The following is a 21,197-nucleotide window of genomic DNA, read 5'->3' as shown; positions in this document are numbered from 1 at the left end:
AGTGACTTCTTATACTAATCAGCAAAAGCAGGCAATTACTCTAAAAGAACACGATATATTAGTTTCAGCATCTGCTGGTAGTGGCAAAACCACCGTTTTGGTCCAACGTTTACTGCAAGAAATATTAGGTGGAATTAGCGTAGATCAGCTACTGGTCGTTACCTTTACTAAAGCTGCTGCTCAAGAAATGAAAAATCGCATTAAGATGATTATTCAAGCTGAATTAAACCAAACTACCGAACCAAGTAAGCAACGTTATTTGCGGCAACAGCTTAATTTAATTGATGCAGCAAATATTTCAACAATTGATGCTTTCTGTTTAGATATTATTCATCGCTTTTATTACGTTATTGACCTCGATCCAAGTTTTAGTATTTTAACTGATGAAACTCAGGCTAGCTTAATGCGTGAACGTGCTTTGCATGAGATTGAAAATGAATTTCTAACCAATAATGATGAAGACTTCTTAGCTTTTTATAATAATTTTGCAGGAGATCGAGATGCAGAAGCAGCCCGTAATTTACTCTTGGATTTATATAATTATGCAATGGCTAAGCCTGACTATACTGCCTGGTTAAAGAATTTGCCCCAAAAGTATCAGGTAAAAGCTAACCTAATAACTTCACCATTATGGCAAGAACAAGTTAAACCTTATCTTTTTGAAAGTTTTTCAACATTAAGGGAAAAAATCAATCATTATTTATCTTCTAGTATCATTGAAACTAAAGAGCTCAAGAAAGTAAAAGAAAGCTTTACGCTATTTAAACAAGGTCTTGATTATTATTTAACTAGTCTAAAGCAAGATTATGATTACGATTTACAACGTGAAAATCTGCGTAGTTGTAAATTTTCAAGATTTACTAAATCCCAAAAATGGGATGAAGATATCCTAGACTTTATTGATGAATGTGCAGAATTAAAAAGTGAAGCCAGTACTTTAGTTTTTAACTCCTTTACATCTTTTTATGCCACTGATGAACAAGAACAATTAAGTATCTTAAAGCAAGGCAAGCAAATAATGTTGGGTATTACTAAAGCAGAAACGGCCTTAATTAACCGATTTAATGAATTAAAAAGGGCCCAAAATTTGCTTGATTACAGTGATATGGAACAATTAGCTTATCAAATTCTAAGTCAAGATACATCTAGTTCAACTATGGCTCGTTCTTTTTATCAAAATAAGTTTAAAGAAATTATGGTTGATGAATATCAAGACATTAATCAATTACAAGAAAATATCTTGCAATTGATTAAAAAGGACAAACATAATAATCTTTTTATGGTAGGGGATGTTAAGCAGTCAATTTATGGCTTTCGCCAAGCCGACCCGAGTTTGTTTTTACGTAAATATGAAGAAACTGTCGAAAATAAAACACAAAAACGAATTTTACTAGCTGATAATTTTCGTTCTACTAAACCGATTATTAAAATCGTTAATCAAGTATTTGATAACATTTTAACCCCTGATTTCGGTGGCATTGATTATGCAAAAGAAGGGGAATTAACTTTTGGAGCGCAATATTATCCAGACGATTTAGCTCAAGCAACAGAATTTCTTTATTACCAAACAGAAGACGATAAAGAAAATGATGAGCAAACTTTTGATTCTACCGAAATTGCAATGATTATTAGTCGAATCAAACAATTTAAACAAGAAAATTTACAAATCTATGATGTAAAAGCTGGTCAAAAGAGACCATTTAAATATAGTGACATCGCAATTATAACTAGAAGTCGCAGCGATAATTTAGCTATGATGCAAGAATTTGCTAATGAGAATATTCCATTATTGGTAACTGATGCTAAAAATTATTTTCAAACCATAGAATTGACTATTATTATGAATTATTTACGTCTCATTGATAATCCAGATCAAGACATCCCTTTAGTGACCGTTTTACGTTCTCCCTTGTTTAATTTTAAGGAACCAGATTTAGTAAAAATTCGTATAAATAGCAAAAAGGTTACGTTTTATAATGCTCTAACTGCTTATGTTGCAATTAATGACGAACTTAGTCAAAAGATAAAAATTTTTTTAAATCAATTAGCTTCTTTACGCCAATTTGCTGCCAATCATCGTATTTCTGAATTAATCTGGAGCATTTATGAGCGAACTGATTTATTAGAAATTATGACTGCACTTCCTAATGGCAAGCAGCGGCGCATCAACTTAGAGTCGCTTTATGAGCGTGCGAGTTCATATGAAAGCGCTGGGTTCAAAGGATTGTATCAATTCATCAATTTTATTGAACGCATGCGTCGTAGTCAAAAGGATTTAGCGCAACCATTGCTAACAAATGAAGTTGATGATTCAGTTAAACTTATGACAATTCATGGTTCCAAAGGATTGGAATTTCCAATTGTATTTTATGCTGGATTACAGCATCGCTTTCAAAAACGTGATATAAGTGGCGACTACATCATCACTGCTGACAATGTTGGACTTACTATTCAACGCAATCATTATTGTGCCGATACTTTGCTCAAAGCCATTGATAATATGACTAAAGAAAAACAACTTTTAGAAGAAGAAGCACGTATTTTATATGTTGGCATGACTAGGGCAAGGCAAAAGTTGATTTTAACCGCTGAAATTAGTAATTTTGAGCAAAATATTGAGCTATGGCGTCGAAAAGCAAAACAGCACAAAATATCATTAAATGATAAACTAACCATTACTAATCCCTTAGGTTTTATTGGACCAGCACTTGGTTTACAGGAATGCTCCAGTTTATCATTAAATGATCTTAATATGGATCTTGATCTCAGCAAAGATTTTATTTTTGTAAATTATCATAAGCAAGCTAAGACAGCTGAAACGGTTCATGAAAGGATTAATACAAAGCAAAAAGCAAATTACAGTCCAGAACTTTTGCATCGAATGGCCCAAAAATTATATGATTTTTCATATACATTTAAAGATGCTAGCCAAACAACTGCCTACCAGTCAGTTTCTGAAATTAAAAAAGCCTTCAATGATCCCTTAGATACGGAACTCGAAAATGCTCATCTTTTATCTTCTACTAACCGCTATTTACAACCAATTGATACAAAACCAAAATTTCTTTTTAAAACAACTTTTACCGGAGTTGAAATCGGTACGGCTATGCATTTGCTTTTACAATATTATGATTACAATGGTCGTGGTAATCAGGAGCAACTTGATAAAGAGATTAAAGATTTAATTAAACATCATCAACTTAATCCCGATATCGTGTCTAGTCTCAATAAAGATCAAATTAACTGGTTTGTTCACAGTGATTTTGCTAAAGAGTTTTGGCAAAAGCCGCATAATTTAAAACGTGAAATAGAGTTTTCAAGTTTAATTCCTGCTAGTACTTTATTTAGTGATTTCAGTGATCCTGATGCGAAAATTCTAATTCATGGGACAATTGATGGTTACTTCATCCAAGATGATGGCATAATATTGTTTGATTATAAAACTGATTATATTGACCCTAATCATCAAGATAAAGCAATCAAAAAAGTTAAGCATAAATACACGGGACAATTACGCTTATATGAACAAGCACTCAACTCTTTCGCAAATAAAAAGGTTAAGCATAAATATCTTATTTTACTTAATGCGCAAAAGATTGTTGAAGTCAAATAGGGGAGAAGAAAGAACATATGGTTTCATTTATGAATGACACTTTTGCAGTAGTCGATCTGGAAACTACTGGTACACAACATGAAGAAAATAATCATATCATTCAGTTTGGCTGTGCCATCATAAAAAAAATGGAAGTAGTAAAAACATATTCTTTTATGATTAATCCTCATTGTGAGATTCCCATAGCCGTACAAAATTTGACCCATACTCGCAATGAAGATGTCACAACTCAACCAGATTTTAATTACTATGCCCCAAAAATCATTAAAATACTAAAAAATACTATCTTTGTAGCGCACAATGTCAATTTTGATTTACCTTTTTTAAATTACGAACTTATTCAACATGGTTATGATGCGCTGACTAATAAGGCAATTGATACTGTTGAACTTGCAAAAATTGCTTTTCCCACTATGCCTTCATATAAACTGAGTGACTTAACAAGTCACTTAGGAATTAAGCATCAAAACCCACATAAAGCCGACTCTGATGCTTATAGCACAGCTATTTTACTAATTAAAAGTATTCAAGCGTTAGAACAACTGCCCCAAGCCACTTTAAATACACTTAGTTCATTGGCTCATGGGCTAATTAGAGATACAGCATGGATTTTTACAACAATTGCGGATAATTTGCGTAAGCAAAAACGGCCTTTAGCAAAGCAGTACCAACAAGTCCAACATATTATTTTGCAACAACAAGTGCTTAGTAACAAAACTAATAATGCTGCTAACGTTACTTTCCCTCTAAGTGATCAAAGCAAAAATAACTTATTTAAGGGTAAAATTAATTATCGGCAGCCGCAAGTCAATTTAATTAACCAAATAAACAAATTTATCACAGACCCGCAACAAAGAGCCTTCTTAGTTGAAGCCCCCAATGGTACAGGCAAAACTTTTTCTTATTTGTTTGCTTATTCATATCGTCTTTATACAAATCGAAAATTAGTAATCTCAACGCCAACTAAGGTCCTACAAGATCAAATAATTAATCAAGAAATACCGCAGTTATTAAAAGTTACTAATTTAGATTTACAAGCTGAGATAGTCAAATCAAGTAATCATTACTTAGACTTAGATGGTTTTTATCAAAGTTTATATCAAAATCGAACTGTCAATCGAGTAACTTTAACTTTGCAAATGCGAATTTTGGTTTGGCTAACTAAAACTAAAACTGGTGACTTAGATGAATTACAATTAACCACCTATCATGCACCATTATTTGCTCAAATTAGTCATCCAGGTGATGCTCGTGTCGGGAGTATTTTTGCAAAAGTTGATTTTTGGAATTTAGCTAGACAACGACAAGAAGCAGCTGATATTTTAGTAACTAATCATGCTTATTTAGCTAATCATTATCATGATACGATTTGGGGGCAAAATCCATACCTAGTAATCGATGAAGCACATCGATTTAATGAAAACGTCATTAATTCGAGAAATGATTCTTTTCAGTTTGAATCACTTTGGGGTGAACTAAATCATTTACGTAATTTGCTTTACTATGCCGATGATAGCATTTTAAATCAATATGGCAGTGATGTTCAGTTTAACTTTTTATTGGAGAAATTAAAGCCTGCAATTTTATCATTAATTGAAGCAATTACTAACTTACAACGTTCCTTATATAGTAAAAAAGCACTAGCTGTGAGCAGTAATACTTTAGCCAATGGTAATCTGCTACTTAGTTTTCAAGCAGCTGATTTGTTCCCACAAAATAGTGGTTTTCAAAAGGAAATAGCTAATTTCCAGCGAAAACTAGAAGATGTTCGCCAACAAACTAATCAAATTATATTTAAATTGTACAGCGAAACTGATAGTTCTGGTATTGAGCAGGAAGCCTTATTAGGTAATTTAATGACACAGATTGATCAATTAGATTTTTACATTACCCAAAGCTATCAACTATCAGATTTGCTACATAAACAAAATCTCTTAAAGCATGAGGGCTTTATAATAACTTTGACCAATCCGCAAGATCCGTTAAGTGTAAATTTAAGCTGGATGATGCTCGACGCTTCCAACGAATTAAATCAAATTTATGAACGTTTTGATCATATTCTATTTGTCAGTGCTACTTTGACTAATAATAATGATTTTACCTTTATTATTAAGCAATTAGCATTAGCCAATTTAAAACCGCAAACTTATATTGGAGCTAGCACCTTCGAGTTAAAACAGAATCTGGAAGTTTTGGGAGTTACCGATATGCCTGATATTTCCAGCACTAATTTTGACGAAAAGTTAGAGCAAATTTTAGTAAGCTGTCTAAAAACTAAGCATCATGTTTTAGTTTTAATGACTAATCTAGATAAAATTAGGGAAGTATTTAGTGCAATAACGAATGAACCAGCCTTACGTGATTTTGAGATATTAGCACAAGGTGTATCCGGTTCTAATAATCGAATTACTAAGCGTTTTTCAATTGCTCAACAGGCAATAATTATTGGTGCTGATAGTTTTTGGGAAGGGGTTGATTTTCATACTTGCGGTATTGATCTTGTTATTGTGGCAAAATTGCCATTTGAATCACCTGATCAACCAAGTGTAAAACTAAGACAAAAAAATTTACAAAGTCAAGGCATTAATGTGTTTACTTCCGATACAATGCCACGAGCCATCATCAAGTTTAAACAAGGAATGGGGCGTTTAATTCGCAATGAAAAAGATCATGGTCAGTTCCTAATCCTAGATACACGAATATTGAATATGGATTATGGTATTAATTTTTTAGATGCCATTCCTGTTAAAATTAAAAAGATTAAGTTGAATAAATTACGAAATAAGTTAGATAATTATGATAAAAGATGATACAAAACAAGCAATAACTTTTTTAGCATGGTTGGCCGCGATAATTATAGTGCTATATTTTTTACTATTAGCAATTTTTTATAAAGCAAGTAAACCAGAGCGAAGTCAGGTTCAAGAAATAAATGCCCTTGCTTTATCAAAAACGCCAATAAAGCATATTGAAAAAAACTACCATTTAAATCGTGGTATTAATAGCTATGCACTTAAAGGACAAGCCAAAAAACAAAGTTACTACTTTATTTACTTACCAGGATCAAAGAAAGCTTATTTATTTCCAGCTAATAAAGGAGTCAGTGAACATGTTGTTCGCAATAAATTTTCTGGTAAAAGGGCAAATTATAGCATAATTAAAGTTAATCTTGGTTGGTACAAAAAACAAGCTGTTTGGGAAGTTACAGCTAAAGATCAAGCAAATAGATATACCTATCAATTGTATGAATTTAAAAATGGGAAATTGCTAGGTTAAGTCGATTATTAATTAAATCTTTGGTATTATTAAATTGATAAGATATGGAAAGTGAAACAAGATTTATGACAAAATTAATTTCAATTAGAGATTGCGACAAGCATGTTAACGAAGAAGTTAAAATGCACGTATGGTTGACAGATAAGCGCTCCAGTGGGAAAATAGCATTTTTACAGTTAAGAGATGGTACAGCTTTTTTCCAAGGAGTTATTCGTAAAGATAATGTTTCTGCTGAAGTTTTTGAAACAGCGAAATCATTACATCAAGAAGCCAGTTTTTATATTACAGGAACGGTTTGTGAAGATTCAAGATCACACTTTGGTTATGAAATTCAAATTTCTGATTTGGAAGTAGTTACCAATAACGAAGGTTACCCGATTGGAAATAAGGAGCATGGGATTGATTTCTTATTGGACCATCGCCACTTATGGCTAAGAAGTAGACGGCCGTTTGCTATTATGCGTATTCGAAATATTATCTACAAAGCAACAATAGATTTCTTTGAAAAAGAAGGATTTGTGAAATTTGATGCTCCGATTTTTATGCATTCTGCACCTGAAGGTACAACTGAATTATTCCATACAGAATACTTTGGTGGGGATGCCTACTTATCACAATCTGGACAACTATATGGAGAAGTTGGTGCCGCTGCATTTGATAAGATATTTACCTTTGGACCAACTTTTAGAGCTGAAGCATCCAAAACAAGACGTCATTTAACTGAGTTTTGGATGATGGAACCAGAAATGGCCTGGATGCATCAAGATGAATCATTAGATATTCAAGAGCGTTTTCTGTCATATGTGGTTAAAGCAGTATTGGAACATGGTCAATATGAATTAGAACTATTAGGGCGTGACCCGCAAAAATTAGAACCGGCTGCTCAAGGTAACTACACTAGACTTGCTTATGATGATGCCGTTAAAATGCTGCAAGAAGCTGGACGTGACTTTAAATGGGGCGATGATTTTGGTGCACCGGATGAAGCGTTTATTTCTGAAAAATTTGATCGTCCATTCTTTATCGTAAATTATCCTACTGTAATTAAGCCATTTTATATGAAGAAAAATCCTGATAATCCAAAGGAATACCTATGTGCTGACGTTTTAGCCCCTGAAGGATACGGAGAAATTATGGGTGGCTCTGAAAGAGAAAGTGACTATGAAACTTTACGGCAACAAATAGCTGAAGCGGGACTGAACGAAAATGATTATAGTTGGTATTTAGATTTACGTAAATATGGTAGTGTTCCTCATTCTGGATTTGGGATGGGATTTGAACGTGTGATTGCATGGATATGTAAATTAGACCATGTACGTGAAGCAATTCCATTTCCAAGAATGATTAATCGTGTTCAGCCATAAAACATGAAAAGTGAATATTTTAAAAAGTTGGACTAAAATTATTTTGGCCCATCTTTTTAAAAGGAGAAAATTATATTGCATTACAATAACTATCGTAATTTAGGGTTTACCACCATTTCGAATGGATTAATTGCTTATTATCCTCAGCTTAAAATAAGCGATGCTGAAATGATTTTAATCATTCAGCTTGAAATGTTTGCCCAGAAAGGAAATAATTTTCCTTCTAATGAAGAATTAGCTGCAAATACCAATTTTTCAACTACTGAAATTTCTAGTTTAATTCAAAAGTTGATTGAGCAAAATTATTTAGCAATCGGTGAAAGTACTGACAATAAAGGGAGAATTTACAATTGTTATAATCTTGATCAAATTTACGATAAATTAGATGAGGTTTTGCGTGGGAACATTACAGCAGCAAATTCTAATCATGCTAAGCCCACAACTGAAATAGATAATAGCCCTTTAAACAAGTTACTGCGTCAATTTGAAATTGAATTTGGACGTTATTTAAGTCCAATTGAAAGAGAAGAAATTTCAGCTTGGCTAAGAGTTGATCATTATGATCCAGAAATAATCAGATTGGCCCTACGCGAGGCAGTTTTAGCTCAAGCATATAGTCTCAAATATGTTGATCGCATATTATTAAATTGGCAACGACATAACTTAAAGACAAGTAATGAAGTTCAAAGCTTTTTGCAAAGGAATCGTTAATGGCACAAGATAAATTATTAAGTACAAAGCAAGCCCGTCAGGTTTTGCAAACTATAAATGAAATGTATCCAGATGCTAAAAGCGAACTAATCTGGGACAATAAATTTCATTTATTATGTGCAGTCTTAATGAGCGCGCAAACAACTGATAAGATGGTTAATCGTGTTATGCCGAAATTTATGCAAGATTATCCTACACCCAAAGACTTGGCGCAAGCTTCAATTATCGAAATCGAACAACATATTTCTCAAATAGGACTCTATCATTCTAAAGCCAAACATTTAAAAGCTATGGCAGAAATTTTAGTTCATAAATATCATAGTGAAATACCACCAGACAAAAAAATATTAGTTACTTTACCCGGAGTTGGCGAAAAAACTGCTAATGTTGTTTTGGCAGACGGATATGGTGTACCAGCAATTGCTGTTGATACACATGTGGCTAGAATCGCTAAAAGATTTCATATTGTTGACCAAAATGCCAAGCCACTTCAGATTGAAAAGCGACTTGAACAAATTTTACCTAAAAATGAATGGATTCATACCCACCATGCAATGATATTATTTGGCCGTTATTCGATGACAGCACGTGACAAAGATGACCCATACAGCTATTTAAAGCCAAACCAAAAATCGATACATTAGAAAAAGAGTAACAATGCAGTCATTGTTACTCTTTTTACTTAATGTTGATTTTTATGCTGATTTTTAGATTCATTAGTAGGTGAACTATTATCTGCAGCATCATCATTATCTTGCTTTGGCTTATTACTATTATCATCATTAGTTTTAGAATCAGAGCTGCTATGAGCATGACTTTCATCAGGCTCTTGGAGGTGATAATCTTTAGCTTGACGATTAGAATTATGCTGATTTGTATTCGACTGAGTAGTCGCACCGTTTATATGCTGATCACTTTCATGCCAATTTTGAGTTGTACTAGTAGAATTAGAACGATTAATATTAGTTTCTTCGTCATCTTCATCATAAGAACTGCTGTCATCAATAATTCCTACTGGAGCATGACCTCTCACAAATAATTGCCAATCACCAGCTGGCGAAACTTCAGGTGGGTTAGAATTACGGGCAATTCTTGCTCGTATAACTGAATTTGGCTTTTGCCAGTCTGTGTTTTCTTTATCCTGCATTAAATATGACATCATATTTTTGTAAAATAATTGTGCTGATTGTTGACCAATTCCCGAAATTGTCCCATCGCGCAGGTTATCATAGCCTGTCCAAACCCCAATTGAATATCTCTGAGTATAGCCAACAAACCAAGAGTCTTTGGGAGTTGCTGCATAACCTGGATAACGGGCTAAATCTTGTTCAGAATACTTGACCGAACCGGTTTTGCCAGCATGATAAAGTCCCTTAATTTGCGCATTGGTACCAGACCCATGTTTAATTACACCTTTGAGCATATCCGTAATCATATAGGCAGTAGACTTACTCATAACTCGAATTCCAGCAGAATCGTAGTTTCTAGTTAACCCATCAGGTGTTTCAATTTTAGAAACAAATTGTGGCTTATGGTAAATCCCCATAGAAGCAAAGGCACTAAATGCCCCAGCCATTTGTAGACTAGATGCTTGAGCACCAATTGCTACAGATAAACCTGAGTCTTTAGGAACATTAATACCCATGTTAGCGGCAAATTTAGCAGCTCGACTAACTCCAACTTCTGCTAAAGTTTTAACAGCAGGCACGTTCCGTGATTGCTCTAAAGCATGCCTCATCGTCATTGCTCCATCATATTTATTATCCCAATCATATAATTGAACGTTAGTTCCAGGATAAATGTATTTGCTATCATCTAATATTTTGGCAGTAGACCAATTTAAATACTCAATAGCCGGAGCATAATCTAATACTGGTTTAATTGACGAACCTGTAGAACGACTAGTTTGTACGGCCCGATCTAAGCCTAGTTGAACACTAGCTGGTAAATGGCGGCCTCCCAAAATTGCCACTACATGTCCATTACTTGGGTCAACTACAGTTGCTCCTATTTGCATTTGATCATTAGTGAAGGGGACTAAACCATTATTTGCTAATTGATATAACTTAGTTTGGGCCTTTTGATCAATATTAATGGTAATTTTTAAATTGTCACGATAAGGATCAAAGCCCTTGGCTTTGACTTCGGTAATTGCTTCCTTTATATAAGGATCATCTATTTTACGTAAATTGGATTGTTTACGTTGATTATGTGCTTTTAACCCCTTTTTAATACTTTCCTTGGTAGCTTGCTCATACTGTTTTTGCGTAATTTTGTTATTATCAAGCATTGCTTTTAAAACCAGATCACGCCGATATTTAGCATACTTAGGATAAACATAAGGATTATACGCTGTAGGGCGATTAGGAATACCAGCTAATAGAGCCGTTTGGGCTAAGTCAAGTTGACCAATTTTTTTACCATAATAGTAATTAGCTGCGGTCCCAATACCATAATTACCATAATTCATATAGACACGATTAATGTAAAATTCTAAAATTTCATCATGGGTATATTCACGCTGGACGCGCATCGCTAACCAAGCTTCTTGAGCTTTACGCCTTAAAGTACGCTGCGAAGCATCAGTTGAAAAAACCGTTAACTTAACTAACTGCTGTGTAATAGTAGACCCACCGGCTGAAATACTATTACTTTTAGCGTTTGTTAACATTGATCCAGCAATCCTGATGGGATCGATGCCTAATTTATCCTTATAAAATCGTTTATCTTCAACCGAGACAACTGCGTCTTTTAATAATTGTAAATCTTGACTGTCTTTGACATAGATTCTTTTCTCTGAACCAAGCGACAGTAAAAATTTACCATCAGCGGTATATAGGCTTGAAGAACCACCACTTTCTAGCTGTGAGCGACTAATATTGGGAGCATCTTTAGCATAATAGGCAAACAAGCCTACACCTGATAATAAAATCAGAAAAACTACTAAAAATGCCCACTTAATTATCCGCCACCATATTGGCTTAGGCCGACTTTGCCGATAATTTTTGCGCGATACACGTTTATATTTTGTATTTGCCATTCTTCGATTTCCTGTCTGCGATAAAATAATCCACGGCTTCCAAATACGGAAGGGTAGGTTGAAAACCGCTTTTAATTTCGACTGACCATTCCTCAATTTCTGTTAATGTTACTGAACTCTTATTTTGGGTCCACCAAGCTTTAGCAATCATATTGGCTGGAGTGACAAAATATCGGTTCAAACTAGTAAAGCCGATAATTGTAAAGCAAATTCCCTTTTGTTTTAAACATTCTGTAAGATGAACAATTTGATGTTCATGAAAATTCTTTAGAGGAAAACTTGTTTTATTTTTAGTTTCTTTAGCTTCAAAATCCAAATAATAGCCATTGTATACACCATTATAATCTGTTGTAGATTCTTGGCGAAAATAAGCCTCTTTAATTACGGCCCTTGATCGCTTAGGGTAGTCAACTTTTACAATTTGAATAGGGGTTGGTTTTTTATGTACAACCGCAATTTCTTTAAGACGATAAAATTTATTTGATTCGTTAATCATCTGCTCTAGAGTCATGCCACGATCAGAAAAGTTTATATTTTTACGATAATAGTTGCTTTTTTGATTTTTTTTAAATGTCGGCTCCCCAACAGACTTACGAAATGCAGCAAAAGTACCGTTTGGATATTTGACCATCTATCTCACTCCTGTTAGCATTATAGCAATAATAGAAAAGTTTTTGAACAAGGAGCTATCTTTTTTACTATGCAACGCCTTTGGATTACTGGATATCGAAATTTTGAATTAAATACCTTTAACGATCAAGATCCAAAAATAAAAATCATTAAAAATGTCTTGCAAACTCGTTTGGTTAATTTACTTGAAAATAAGCAGCTTGATTGGATAATTACTGGTGCTAATCTAGGCATAGAGCAATGGGCCTGTGAATCAGCAATTGAATTACGTAAAAAATATCCCTTGCGCGTTTCAATCATCACTCCTTACGAGGATTTTGCCCATAGGTGGACCGAAATTAATCAAACTAAGTTTATTAATTTAACGCAACAAGTTGATTTTTTTGCCTCGACTTCAAATCAAGCTTATTATGATGCAGTCCAACTTAGAAATTATCAAAATTTTATGCTTCTACACACTGATGCGGCTTTAATGGTATATGATGCAGAATATCCTGGCAAAGCTCAATACGATTATGATTTGATACGTAACTATCAACAAACTACAAACTATCCGCTTGAATTAATTGATTTTTATGATTTACAAGATGCTGCTGAAGAATATCGTGATCAGGAAAGAAATCAATTTTAATAAAATTTATAAAAGTTTGCCTAAAATTATCGTTTAAGTTTTAAGCTAAACAACTTTTTGCTAAAATAAATTATAACAATAAAGGAGTTGCATTCTCATGGCTGATTTAAATGATATACAATTATCTACACAGGATATTTTAAAAAAACAATTTAGAACTAAAGTTAAAGGTATTGATCCCGATGAAGTTGATGCATTTTTAGATATTGTAATTGCTGATTACGATACTTTTGAACAGCTCATTGAAGATTTATATGGTCAAATTGGAAAATTACAAGGCCAACTAATGGCTGATCAACAAAAAGAAAAGCAAAAAGACCAATTTTCTAAAGAAACTAACCAAACAAAAGCAACAGATGAAGTTGTACGTACTTATACTCCGAACCACAGTCGAAATTCGTCATTTACTTCAATTAGTGACAGCGAAGCTAACCAAACAGAAAGTTCTACTAACATGGCAATCATTCAACGTATCTCAGCTCTTGAACGTAAAGTTTATAACTTAGAACGACAAGTTTATGGTTTGCAAAAGCAGTAAGCTTTGCTATAATTTTTTATAGTACAAATTTTGAGCAGTCGCGGTTTGATTTTTAATAATTGAGCTGAGGAAAGTCCACGCACGCACAAGCTGAGATGCTTGTAGTGCTCGTATTTAGTCCAATAAACTAAAGAATTTTTATAATTACGGCGAAAAAAGTGCTAAGTTTTTTAATATGCATGAATATTCTGAAAAGTGCCACAGTGACGTAGCAGTAGTGGAAACATTATTGGTGGAACGAGGTAAACCCTGCGAGCGTGCAACCCAAATTTGGTGGGGGCGTCTTAACCTAAGAAAATAAACTAAAGGTTAGATTACTATGTTGATAGTAAAGATAGATGGCTGCTGAAGGTAATTTTGCCAAAATTACCCGTACAGAACGTGGCTTATAGAAATTTGTACAGGCAGCGTTGAGCTTTTAAAAGGGCTCAACGCTTTTTTTAAAATTAAAATGAAAGAGATAACTAATGAAAAAATATCAATTATATACAACAATGGGTGCCGGTTTTGAGAGTGTTGTGGCTAAAGAATTACATTCACTAGGTTATGAAACTACTACAGAAAATGGTCGTGTATTTTTTAAGGGAACTCAAGCAGATATCGTTAAAACCAATCTTTGGCTTCGTACAGCTGATCGCGTAAAAATTTTACTTAAAGAATTCAAAGCAACTGATTTTGATACACTATATAATCAAGTATATGATATCGATTGGGCAACAATTTTACCTATTGATGCTAAATTTCCAGTGCAAGGGCGGTCTGTTCGCTCAAAATTGCACTCTGAGCCAGGTATTCAATCCATTGTAAAAAAGGCAATCGTCAACAAAATGTCCGATCAATATCATCGCCGTGGTTTTTTACCAGAAAGTGGTAATTTTTATCCATTAGACATTCACCTCTATAAAGATACTGCCCGTATTTCACTTGATACTAGTGGTGACAGTCTTTTTAAACGTGGTTATCGCATTGAGCATGGTGGCGCACCCCTGAAAGAAAATTTTGCAGCAAGTTTAATAAAGTTGACTCCGTTTGACGGAAGTCATCCGCTAATCGATCCAATGACCGGTTCAGGTACTTTAGCAATCGAGGCTGCTCTAATTGGGAAAAATATTGCTCCCGGATCATGGCGAAAATTTGCTTTCGATAATTTTGATTGGTTTGATGCAAAATTACACAAAGACTTATTAATTGAAGCAAAAAGTAAAATCAAAAAACTAGCAGCCCCAATTTGGGCTTGCGATATTGACCAATCCATCTTGGAAATTGCTAAGTTAAATGCTAACAATGCTGGTGTATTACAAGATATTTACTTTAAGCAAGTTGCTGTTAAAGATTTAGCAACCGATTTAAAAAATGGGGTAATTATTGCTAATCCTCCATATGGGAAACGGTTAAAAGATAAACAATCGGCCGAGGCCTTATACACCCAAATGGGGTCAAACTTACTAAAATATGATAGTTTTAGTCAATATTATTTAGTTGGTGATCCCAATTTCGAAAGTTTTTTTGGCAAAAAAGCAACTAAGAAACGTAAGTTATTTAATGGCAACTTACGTGTTGATTTTTATCAATATTGGGCAAAAAATGATTACAAATAAACTAAATACTGAATTTTGGGTGATTACTGATACCCATTTAATTGCTAATCAACTTCATGATAATGGACCTGCCTTCAAGCAAATTCAAAGTACTAGCCAAGGCAAAGATTTGGTATATCAAGAGATTGCTCTTAGAGCTTTTTGCAAATTTGCAAACGAAAAAAAACCAGCAGCAATTATTGTCACTGGCGATGTCACTTTTAATGGCGAATTATTATCAGCACAAAGATTTCAAAAAATTTTTAGTAGCTTAACTGACACCAAACTATTTTTATTACCAGGAAATCATGATATTTTTGATGGCTGGGCGCGATCTTTTAGCAATGACCAGCAACTTTATACAAAACAAATTAGTCCCACTGATTGGCGCAATATTTTTCATGAATCTTATGATCATGCTTGGGCAACAGATTCTTCTTCATTAGCATACAGCATTCAGTTAAATCCACAATACTTGTTGTTAATGCTTGACACTAATATATATGGTCAAAAAGAAGCTTTGAGGTCACCAGTAACGGCTGGTTTTATAGGCGAAATGCAGTTGGCTTGGCTTGAAAAACAGCTAAAATTTGCCCAAAAGCATAATTTATATCCGCTCTTATTTATGCATCATAATTTATACGTTCATAATCCTGCAGTTAATCGTGGATTTGTTATCGATAATGCTAGTTCATTAAGTCGGCTTTGCCAAAAATATGATGTTAAGTTAGCTTTTTCTGGACATATTCATGCACAAAATATTGTAAAACCACAGCCAAATATTCCAACTACTGAAATAGTTACATCTAGTTTTTGTTCTTTTGATCAAGCTTATGGTCTTGTAAAAGTCAAAAAAAATCAAATTAGATATCAGCGCCAAACTTTTAATATGCGACCATACTTATCTGCAGAAGAACAAAAGAGTTATACTTTAACCCATTTTCATAATTATCTTAAAGATATACAATTAAAAAATTTAACCCATAATATGACGCAAAAAGATAAAAATTCTGGGCAAAAAATAAATAAATTTTTTATTGAGTCAAATTATAATTATTTTACCGGACACAATCATATCAATGAAAAAAAGTTAATTCAGCTTTATAACTCCGAGGAATATCGGCTATTGACTAAATATCAACCAAAACTGGGTCGATATTTGCAGACATTATTTGATACAACTGATCACAGTAATCTAAATATACAAATTAATTTTAAAGAGAAGCAAAATGAATAAAAAACATTTTATTATTTTAGGTAACGTTGGGATTATTTACTATAGTTGGTTACTTATTGTTCTTTTTTTGAGTTTAATTATTACCTACGAGGGCACTAAAACTATCAACTGGTCAGCAATTGCTTGGGGAATTTTATTTATTTTTCTTGTTATCTATACATTTTTAACTTCCTATTGGAAGGGGAATATTTTCAAATTACCATTTAGGGTGAAAACTCAGCTAGAATCAGTGCCACAAATTAATAATAAATGGCATTATTTTTCAATTTATGTAGTCAAAATAGATAATTTTAAAAAATATCATCTTTTGCGCATTGAACGAAGGTAAAGTAGAATAATTAATAATTAAGATACACAAGCTTATATTTTTGCTATAATTAATTTATTAAGTCAAAGGGGGAACCTAAATTCTAATCTCGAAGATGCAATTAAGTAACAGGACAAATAATTTTTTATAGAAAGAAGTATGCCCAATGACATCAGATATTCAAATTGCGCAAGAATCACATTCACTACCTATTGACGAAATAGCAACTAAAATTGGTTTAAATTCAGCAGATATAGAATTATATGGCTCAAATAAAGCTAAGATAAAATGGTCTGCCATTAACAGAAGTATGGCTCAAGATCATTTAGGAAAGTTGATTTTAGTTACATCGATTTCGCCTACACCAGCTGGTGAGGGTAAATCAACTATGACAATTGGCTTAGGAGATGCAATTAATAATCAACTCCATCAAAAAACTTTAATTGCACTTAGAGAACCTTCAATGGGACCAGTTTTTGGTCTAAAAGGTGGAGCAACCGGAGGCGGTCGTGCACAAGTGATTCCAATGGAGGATATAAATCTTCATTTTACTGGCGATATGCATGCGTTAACTGCGGCAATTGATACCTTAGCTGCATTAGTTGATAATTATATATATCAAGGAAATGAACTTAATCTTGACCCAGAAAGAATCTTGTTAAAACGAGGCATTGATGTAAATGATCGTAGTTTGCGTAACATAACTGTTGGTCAGGGGTCTAAGTTTAATGGTATAGAACACAAATCAAGCTTTGCCATTACAGTTGCCAATGAATTAATGGCCATCTTATGTTTAGCTACTGATATTGATGATTTGAAAAAGCGAATTGGTTTAATGCTAGTTGGCTATACCAAAACAGACCAACCTGTTTATGTAAAAGAATTAGGTTTTGAAGGGGCTATTGCGGCTCTATTGGCTAATGCACTTAAACCTAATTTAGTACAAACTATTGAACATACTCCAGCCTTAGTTCACGGTGGTCCCTTTGCCAATATCGCTCACGGAGCTAACTCCGTTATTGCTTCTAATTTAGCTTTGCATTTAAGTGATTATGTATTAACGGAAGCTGGATTTGGTAGTGATTTAGGTGGGCAAAAGTTTATGGACTTTGTTTCAAATAATCTTGCTAAAAAGCCTGATGCCTGCGTTGTTGTTGCTACCGTTCGTGCACTTAAATACCAAGCAGAAGGAACCACAGATCATTTGAATGATGAAAACCTCACAGCATTAGAAGCTGGATTTAAAAATTTAGAGCGTCATATGAATAATATGCGTAATTATGGTGTGCCAGTAATAGTTTTAATTAATCATTTTGCAACTGATACCCCTGCAGAACTCAATTTATTACAAAAGTTGGTAGCTGAACAGGGGATTAAAGCTCTCGTTGTTGATTATCATGAACAAGGATCAAAAGGTGGAATTGCAGCTGCTCAAGCAGTCGTTGATTTAGCTAACTCCAATCAGTCTAATTTCGTGTCAACTTATGAAAAAGACGATTCAGTTAAGACAAAAATTGAAAAGATAGCTACTAAAATTTATCATGCTAGCAAAGTTGAATACTCTGAAAGAGCCGAAAATGATATTCGAGAATTAGAAAAGCTTGGTAAAGATAAATTGCCAGTAATTATTGCTAAAACTCAATATTCATTTACTGATAACCAAAAATTATTAGGAGCACCAACCGATTTCACTTTGCATGTTAAGGGCGCAAATCTCAAAAATGGTGCCGGTTTTATTGTAATTACCACTGGTCATGTTTTAGACATGCCAGGTTTACCAAAGCATCCTGCAGCACTAGATATTGATGTTGATAATAATGGTAAAATTAGTGGCTTATTCTAAAAAACATATAAAATTTGTTTATTTAATAATTTCGTTATTAATTGTTGTTGCTGATCAAACTCTAAAAGGTTTTGTTGCCCACAATTTTTCAATTGGGGAAGTACGTCCAGTTTTAACTAATGTTATTTCATTAACTTACCTTCAAAATAATGGGGCTGCTTGGAACATTCTTACTGGTCAAATGTGGCTTTTCTATATTATTAGTGTGATAGCTATTCTAATCTGTCTATATTATATTTTTCAAAGACGGAATCAAAGTAAACTAATGAAATTGGGCCTAGCAATAGTTCTGGGAGGAATTATCGGCAATTTAATTGATCGGATTCATTTAAAATATGTAATCGATATGATTCAACTCGATTTTATTAACTTTAATATATTTAATATTGCTGATTCTGCTATAACAGTCGGGATAGTTTTGGTATTTATTTATCTACTATTTCTTGATGAAAGTGAAAAAGAGCATGGAAAAAAGTTATGAACTCAAGGTTAATACAGAACAGGGCCGATTAGATAAATTTATTGCAAGTAAAATTAGTTCGTTATCACGGACTCGAATTAAAGAGCTGATTCATGATGAACGAATTACGGTCAATCATAAAAAAGAAAAAGTATCATATAAAATTCAAACAGGAGATCAAATATCAGTCACTGTACCACAATTAACCCCTTTAGCAGTAACTGCAGAAAATATTACACTGGACATTATTTATGAAGATAAAGATGTAATTGTAGTTAACAAACCACAAGGTATGGTAGTTCATCCTGCTGCCGGTCATCCCAATCATACTTTAGTAAATGCACTTTTATATCATACAAAAGATTTAGCAAGTAGTCCTGAAGGTTTTCGTCCAGGGATTGTTCATCGCATTGATAAGGATACTTCGGGCTTATTAATGGTTGCCAAAAATCAAAAGGCACGAATTAGTTTAGAAAAACAACTTGCTAGTAAAAGTAACAAAAGATTGTATTTAGCAATTGTCCATGGCAACTTTAACGAGCAATCTGGCTTAATTGATGCGCCTATTGGACGTGATCGACTTAATCGTAAAAAAATGGCTGTAGTTGATAATGGTAAGCCAGCTATAACACATTTTGCAGTTCTAGAACAATTTAAGGGCTATAGCTTAGTAAGTTGTCAACTAGAAACTGGGCGGACACACCAAATTAGAGTCCATCTAGCATATATTGGTCATCCTGTAGCTGGTGACCCATTATATGGTCCAAAGAATACCTTACAAGGAAACGGTCAATTTTTACATGCGCAAGTTTTGGGGTTCATGCAACCCAGCACTGATAAATGGTTAGAGTTTAAAGTTGCTCCGCCAACCATCTTTACGGAAAGATTAGCCGAGCTAAAAGAAAAAATGTGATGAGATGAAGCGATATTTAATCCTTGAAGATGGCAGTTCACTAGCTGGTGAAGGTCTTGGTTCTTCAATTATTTCAACTGGCGAGTTAGCCATTGAAACTAGTAATTTCGGCTATCAAGAAGCGCTTACAGATCCTACAAATGCTGGAAAAATTCTGGTTTTTACTACACCTATGATTGGTGGTAATGGAATTAACGCCATTGATTATGAAAGCATTAATCCTACTGTTAAGGGCATAATTGCTAACGATGTTGCTCTAAATATTTCAGATAATGAAAACTTTCAAGACCTCGATTCTTTTTTAAAAGAAAAAAATATTCCAGCAATTTATAATATTGATACACGGGCTTTAGTTCATCGATTGACAAAAGCTAAAACGATTAAAGCATCTATTATGGATACTAATGACGAACATGCCTTTGATCAAATTAAAGCACTAGTTTTGCCAAAAAATAGGTCTGCGTCTGTCTCAACTAAAAATGCATATGCTGTACCAAATGTTGGTAAAAGTGTAGCCATTATTGATTTGGGTCTTAAACATTCAATGCTTCGAGAATTATCATTAAGAAAGATTAACGCAACTGTTTTGCCTTATAACACTGCTGTACCAGATATCAAAAATTTGCGCCCTGAGGGTATTATTATCTCTGGTGGGCCTGGTAAAGTTAAAGAAGTTCAAGGTGAGCTTAAACCCATCTTAGATAATTTTTATGGCGAATATCCCATATGGGGAATTGGACTTGGTTTTCTTGTACTTAGTGATTACTTAAATTTTCAATTAGTGGAATTACCTAAAGCATATAATGGCACAAATTATCCAATAATTAATGATTTAACAAAGCAAATTTGGCAAGTAGCGCTGAATATTGATTGCTTAGTTTTGCCAAATAGTGTCCAGCTTGAATTAGACCAAAAATACTATGATTTACATAGTCAACTACTAGCTGGTTTCAGCACTAAAAACAAAGCAATTGCTACAGCCTTTAATGCTGAAGGTGCTCCGGGTAGTTTAGATGCACTACAAATTTTTGACGATTTTGTAAAGATGATGGGGTAA

General features: G+C 33.7%; 17 protein-coding genes and 1 other RNA gene. 16 read left to right on the top strand and 2 right to left on the bottom strand.

Translation table 11 applies throughout. The features are described from left to right. The first annotated feature begins 1 nt into the window (after window position 1). The 6 genes from addA to nth all read left to right on the top strand — a co-directional run bounded on the left by addA (window position 2) and on the right by nth (window position 9,608). A complete protein-coding gene (gene addA / locus F5ESL0230_RS03925) occupies window positions 2–3,613 on the top strand; it encodes a helicase-exonuclease AddAB subunit AddA (RefSeq protein WP_122021670.1) in 3,612 nt (1,203 codons plus the stop codon). A gap of 29 nt (window positions 3,614–3,642) precedes the next feature. Beyond that, window positions 3,643–6,423, top strand: coding sequence for a helicase C-terminal domain-containing protein (locus F5ESL0230_RS03920; protein ID WP_305022788.1), 2,781 nt, complete (start codon window positions 3,643–3,645; stop codon window positions 6,421–6,423). Beyond that, on the top strand, window positions 6,410–6,889 hold the full coding sequence (locus tag F5ESL0230_RS03915) for a hypothetical protein (protein WP_122021668.1): 480 nt from the start codon (window positions 6,410–6,412) through the stop codon (window positions 6,887–6,889). The genes F5ESL0230_RS03920 and F5ESL0230_RS03915 overlap by 14 nt, the downstream gene beginning before the upstream one ends. 65 nt (window positions 6,890–6,954) lie before the next feature. After that, window positions 6,955–8,253 carry an asparagine--tRNA ligase gene (gene asnS / locus F5ESL0230_RS03910; RefSeq protein ID WP_122021667.1) on the top strand — a complete coding sequence of 433 codons (1,299 nt, stop codon included), beginning with the start codon at window positions 6,955–6,957 and terminating at the stop codon, window positions 8,251–8,253. Between the two features lie 75 nt (window positions 8,254–8,328). Next, on the top strand, window positions 8,329–8,964 hold the full coding sequence (locus tag F5ESL0230_RS03905) for a DnaD domain protein (RefSeq protein WP_122021666.1): 636 nt from the start codon (window positions 8,329–8,331) through the stop codon (window positions 8,962–8,964). Beyond that, entirely contained in the window at window positions 8,964–9,608 is a 645-nt protein-coding gene (nth, locus tag F5ESL0230_RS03900) for an endonuclease III (RefSeq protein ID WP_122021665.1), read from the top strand. Before F5ESL0230_RS03905 ends, nth begins: the two co-directional genes overlap by 1 nt. Window positions 9,609–9,646: 38 nt before the next feature. Here nth and F5ESL0230_RS03895 read toward each other — a convergent pair whose 3' ends face one another. Together F5ESL0230_RS03895 and recU are read right to left on the bottom strand one after the other, a co-directional pair. After that, window positions 9,647–12,004 (bottom strand): transglycosylase domain-containing protein, encoded by a 2,358-nt coding sequence (locus F5ESL0230_RS03895; RefSeq protein ID WP_122021664.1) that lies wholly within the window; start codon window positions 12,002–12,004, stop codon window positions 9,647–9,649. Continuing rightward, window positions 11,985–12,635, bottom strand: a complete 651-nt coding sequence (recU, locus tag F5ESL0230_RS03890; protein WP_122021663.1) for a Holliday junction resolvase RecU — start codon at window positions 12,633–12,635, stop codon at window positions 11,985–11,987. Before recU ends, F5ESL0230_RS03895 begins: the two co-directional genes overlap by 20 nt. Before the next feature lie 69 nt (window positions 12,636–12,704). Between recU and F5ESL0230_RS03885 the strand changes: the two genes are divergently transcribed. The 10 genes from F5ESL0230_RS03885 to F5ESL0230_RS03840 all read left to right on the top strand — a co-directional run bounded on the left by F5ESL0230_RS03885 (window position 12,705) and on the right by F5ESL0230_RS03840 (window position 21,197). Further along, window positions 12,705–13,265, top strand: coding sequence for a DUF1273 domain-containing protein (locus F5ESL0230_RS03885; RefSeq protein ID WP_122021662.1), 561 nt, complete (start codon window positions 12,705–12,707; stop codon window positions 13,263–13,265). Window positions 13,266–13,362: 97 nt separating this feature from the next. Next, window positions 13,363–13,803, top strand: a complete 441-nt coding sequence (locus tag F5ESL0230_RS03880; protein WP_122021661.1) for a DivIVA domain-containing protein — start codon at window positions 13,363–13,365, stop codon at window positions 13,801–13,803. Window positions 13,804–13,829: 26 nt separating this feature from the next. Continuing rightward, window positions 13,830–14,197, top strand: an RNA gene (gene rnpB / locus F5ESL0230_RS03875) — RNase P RNA component class B. A gap of 73 nt (window positions 14,198–14,270) precedes the next feature. Beyond that, window positions 14,271–15,401, top strand: a complete 1,131-nt coding sequence (locus F5ESL0230_RS03870) for a class I SAM-dependent RNA methyltransferase (RefSeq protein ID WP_090091942.1) — start codon at window positions 14,271–14,273, stop codon at window positions 15,399–15,401. Beyond that, complete coding sequence (locus F5ESL0230_RS03865; RefSeq protein WP_122022039.1) at window positions 15,388–16,617, top strand: metallophosphoesterase; 1,230 nt, start codon at window positions 15,388–15,390, stop codon at window positions 16,615–16,617. Before F5ESL0230_RS03870 ends, F5ESL0230_RS03865 begins: the two co-directional genes overlap by 14 nt. After that, window positions 16,610–16,945 carry an acyltransferase gene (locus tag F5ESL0230_RS03860; RefSeq protein ID WP_122021660.1) on the top strand — a complete coding sequence of 112 codons (336 nt, stop codon included), beginning with the start codon at window positions 16,610–16,612 and terminating at the stop codon, window positions 16,943–16,945. Before F5ESL0230_RS03865 ends, F5ESL0230_RS03860 begins: the two co-directional genes overlap by 8 nt. Window positions 16,946–17,090: 145 nt before the next feature. Beyond that, on the top strand, window positions 17,091–18,767 hold the full coding sequence (locus F5ESL0230_RS03855; RefSeq protein ID WP_122021659.1) for a formate--tetrahydrofolate ligase: 1,677 nt from the start codon (window positions 17,091–17,093) through the stop codon (window positions 18,765–18,767). A 7-nt stretch (window positions 18,768–18,774) separates the two neighbouring features. Next, on the top strand, window positions 18,775–19,248 hold the full coding sequence (gene lspA / locus F5ESL0230_RS03850; RefSeq protein ID WP_122022038.1) for a signal peptidase II: 474 nt from the start codon (window positions 18,775–18,777) through the stop codon (window positions 19,246–19,248). Continuing rightward, entirely contained in the window at window positions 19,232–20,140 is a 909-nt protein-coding gene (locus tag F5ESL0230_RS03845) for an RluA family pseudouridine synthase (RefSeq protein ID WP_122021658.1), read from the top strand. The genes lspA and F5ESL0230_RS03845 overlap by 17 nt, the downstream gene beginning before the upstream one ends. 4 nt (window positions 20,141–20,144) lie before the next feature. Next, window positions 20,145–21,197: a carbamoyl phosphate synthase small subunit gene (locus F5ESL0230_RS03840; protein ID WP_122021657.1), complete on the top strand. Its 1,053-nt coding sequence runs from the start codon at window positions 20,145–20,147 to the stop codon at window positions 21,195–21,197.

Origin of the sequence: Lactobacillus sp. ESL0230, from assembly GCF_003692805.1 — a bacterium.
In the GTDB taxonomy this organism is placed as follows: domain Bacteria; phylum Bacillota; class Bacilli; order Lactobacillales; family Lactobacillaceae; genus Lactobacillus; species Lactobacillus bombicola.
The sequence above is the reverse complement of the archived record's forward strand: the minus strand, read 5'-3'. Positions and strand labels throughout refer to the sequence as shown.

Excerpts from the sequence above, each read along its gene's own strand:
- F5ESL0230_RS03845 (WP_122021658.1), top strand. The coding sequence starts at position 19,232 with ATGGAAAAAAGTTATGAACTCAAGGTTAATACAGAACAGGGCCGATTA.
- F5ESL0230_RS03860 (WP_122021660.1), top strand. The coding sequence starts at position 16,610 with ATGAATAAAAAACATTTTATTATTTTAGGTAACGTTGGGATTATTTAC.
- asnS (WP_122021667.1), top strand. The coding sequence starts at position 6,955 with ATGACAAAATTAATTTCAATTAGAGATTGCGACAAGCATGTTAACGAA.
- F5ESL0230_RS03840 (WP_122021657.1), top strand. The coding sequence starts at position 20,145 with ATGAAGCGATATTTAATCCTTGAAGATGGCAGTTCACTAGCTGGTGAA.
- F5ESL0230_RS03870 (WP_090091942.1), top strand. The coding sequence starts at position 14,271 with ATGAAAAAATATCAATTATATACAACAATGGGTGCCGGTTTTGAGAGT.
- F5ESL0230_RS03885 (WP_122021662.1), top strand. The coding sequence starts at position 12,705 with ATGCAACGCCTTTGGATTACTGGATATCGAAATTTTGAATTAAATACC.
- F5ESL0230_RS03915 (WP_122021668.1), top strand. The coding sequence starts at position 6,410 with ATGATAAAAGATGATACAAAACAAGCAATAACTTTTTTAGCATGGTTG.
- F5ESL0230_RS03865 (WP_122022039.1), top strand. The coding sequence starts at position 15,388 with ATGATTACAAATAAACTAAATACTGAATTTTGGGTGATTACTGATACC.
- nth (WP_122021665.1), top strand. The coding sequence starts at position 8,964 with ATGGCACAAGATAAATTATTAAGTACAAAGCAAGCCCGTCAGGTTTTG.
- F5ESL0230_RS03855 (WP_122021659.1), top strand. The coding sequence starts at position 17,091 with ATGACATCAGATATTCAAATTGCGCAAGAATCACATTCACTACCTATT.
- F5ESL0230_RS03895 (WP_122021664.1), bottom strand. The coding sequence starts at position 12,004 with ATGGCAAATACAAAATATAAACGTGTATCGCGCAAAAATTATCGGCAA.
- F5ESL0230_RS03880 (WP_122021661.1), top strand. The coding sequence starts at position 13,363 with ATGGCTGATTTAAATGATATACAATTATCTACACAGGATATTTTAAAA.
- F5ESL0230_RS03920 (WP_305022788.1), top strand. The coding sequence starts at position 3,643 with ATGAATGACACTTTTGCAGTAGTCGATCTGGAAACTACTGGTACACAA.
- recU (WP_122021663.1), bottom strand. The coding sequence starts at position 12,635 with ATGGTCAAATATCCAAACGGTACTTTTGCTGCATTTCGTAAGTCTGTT.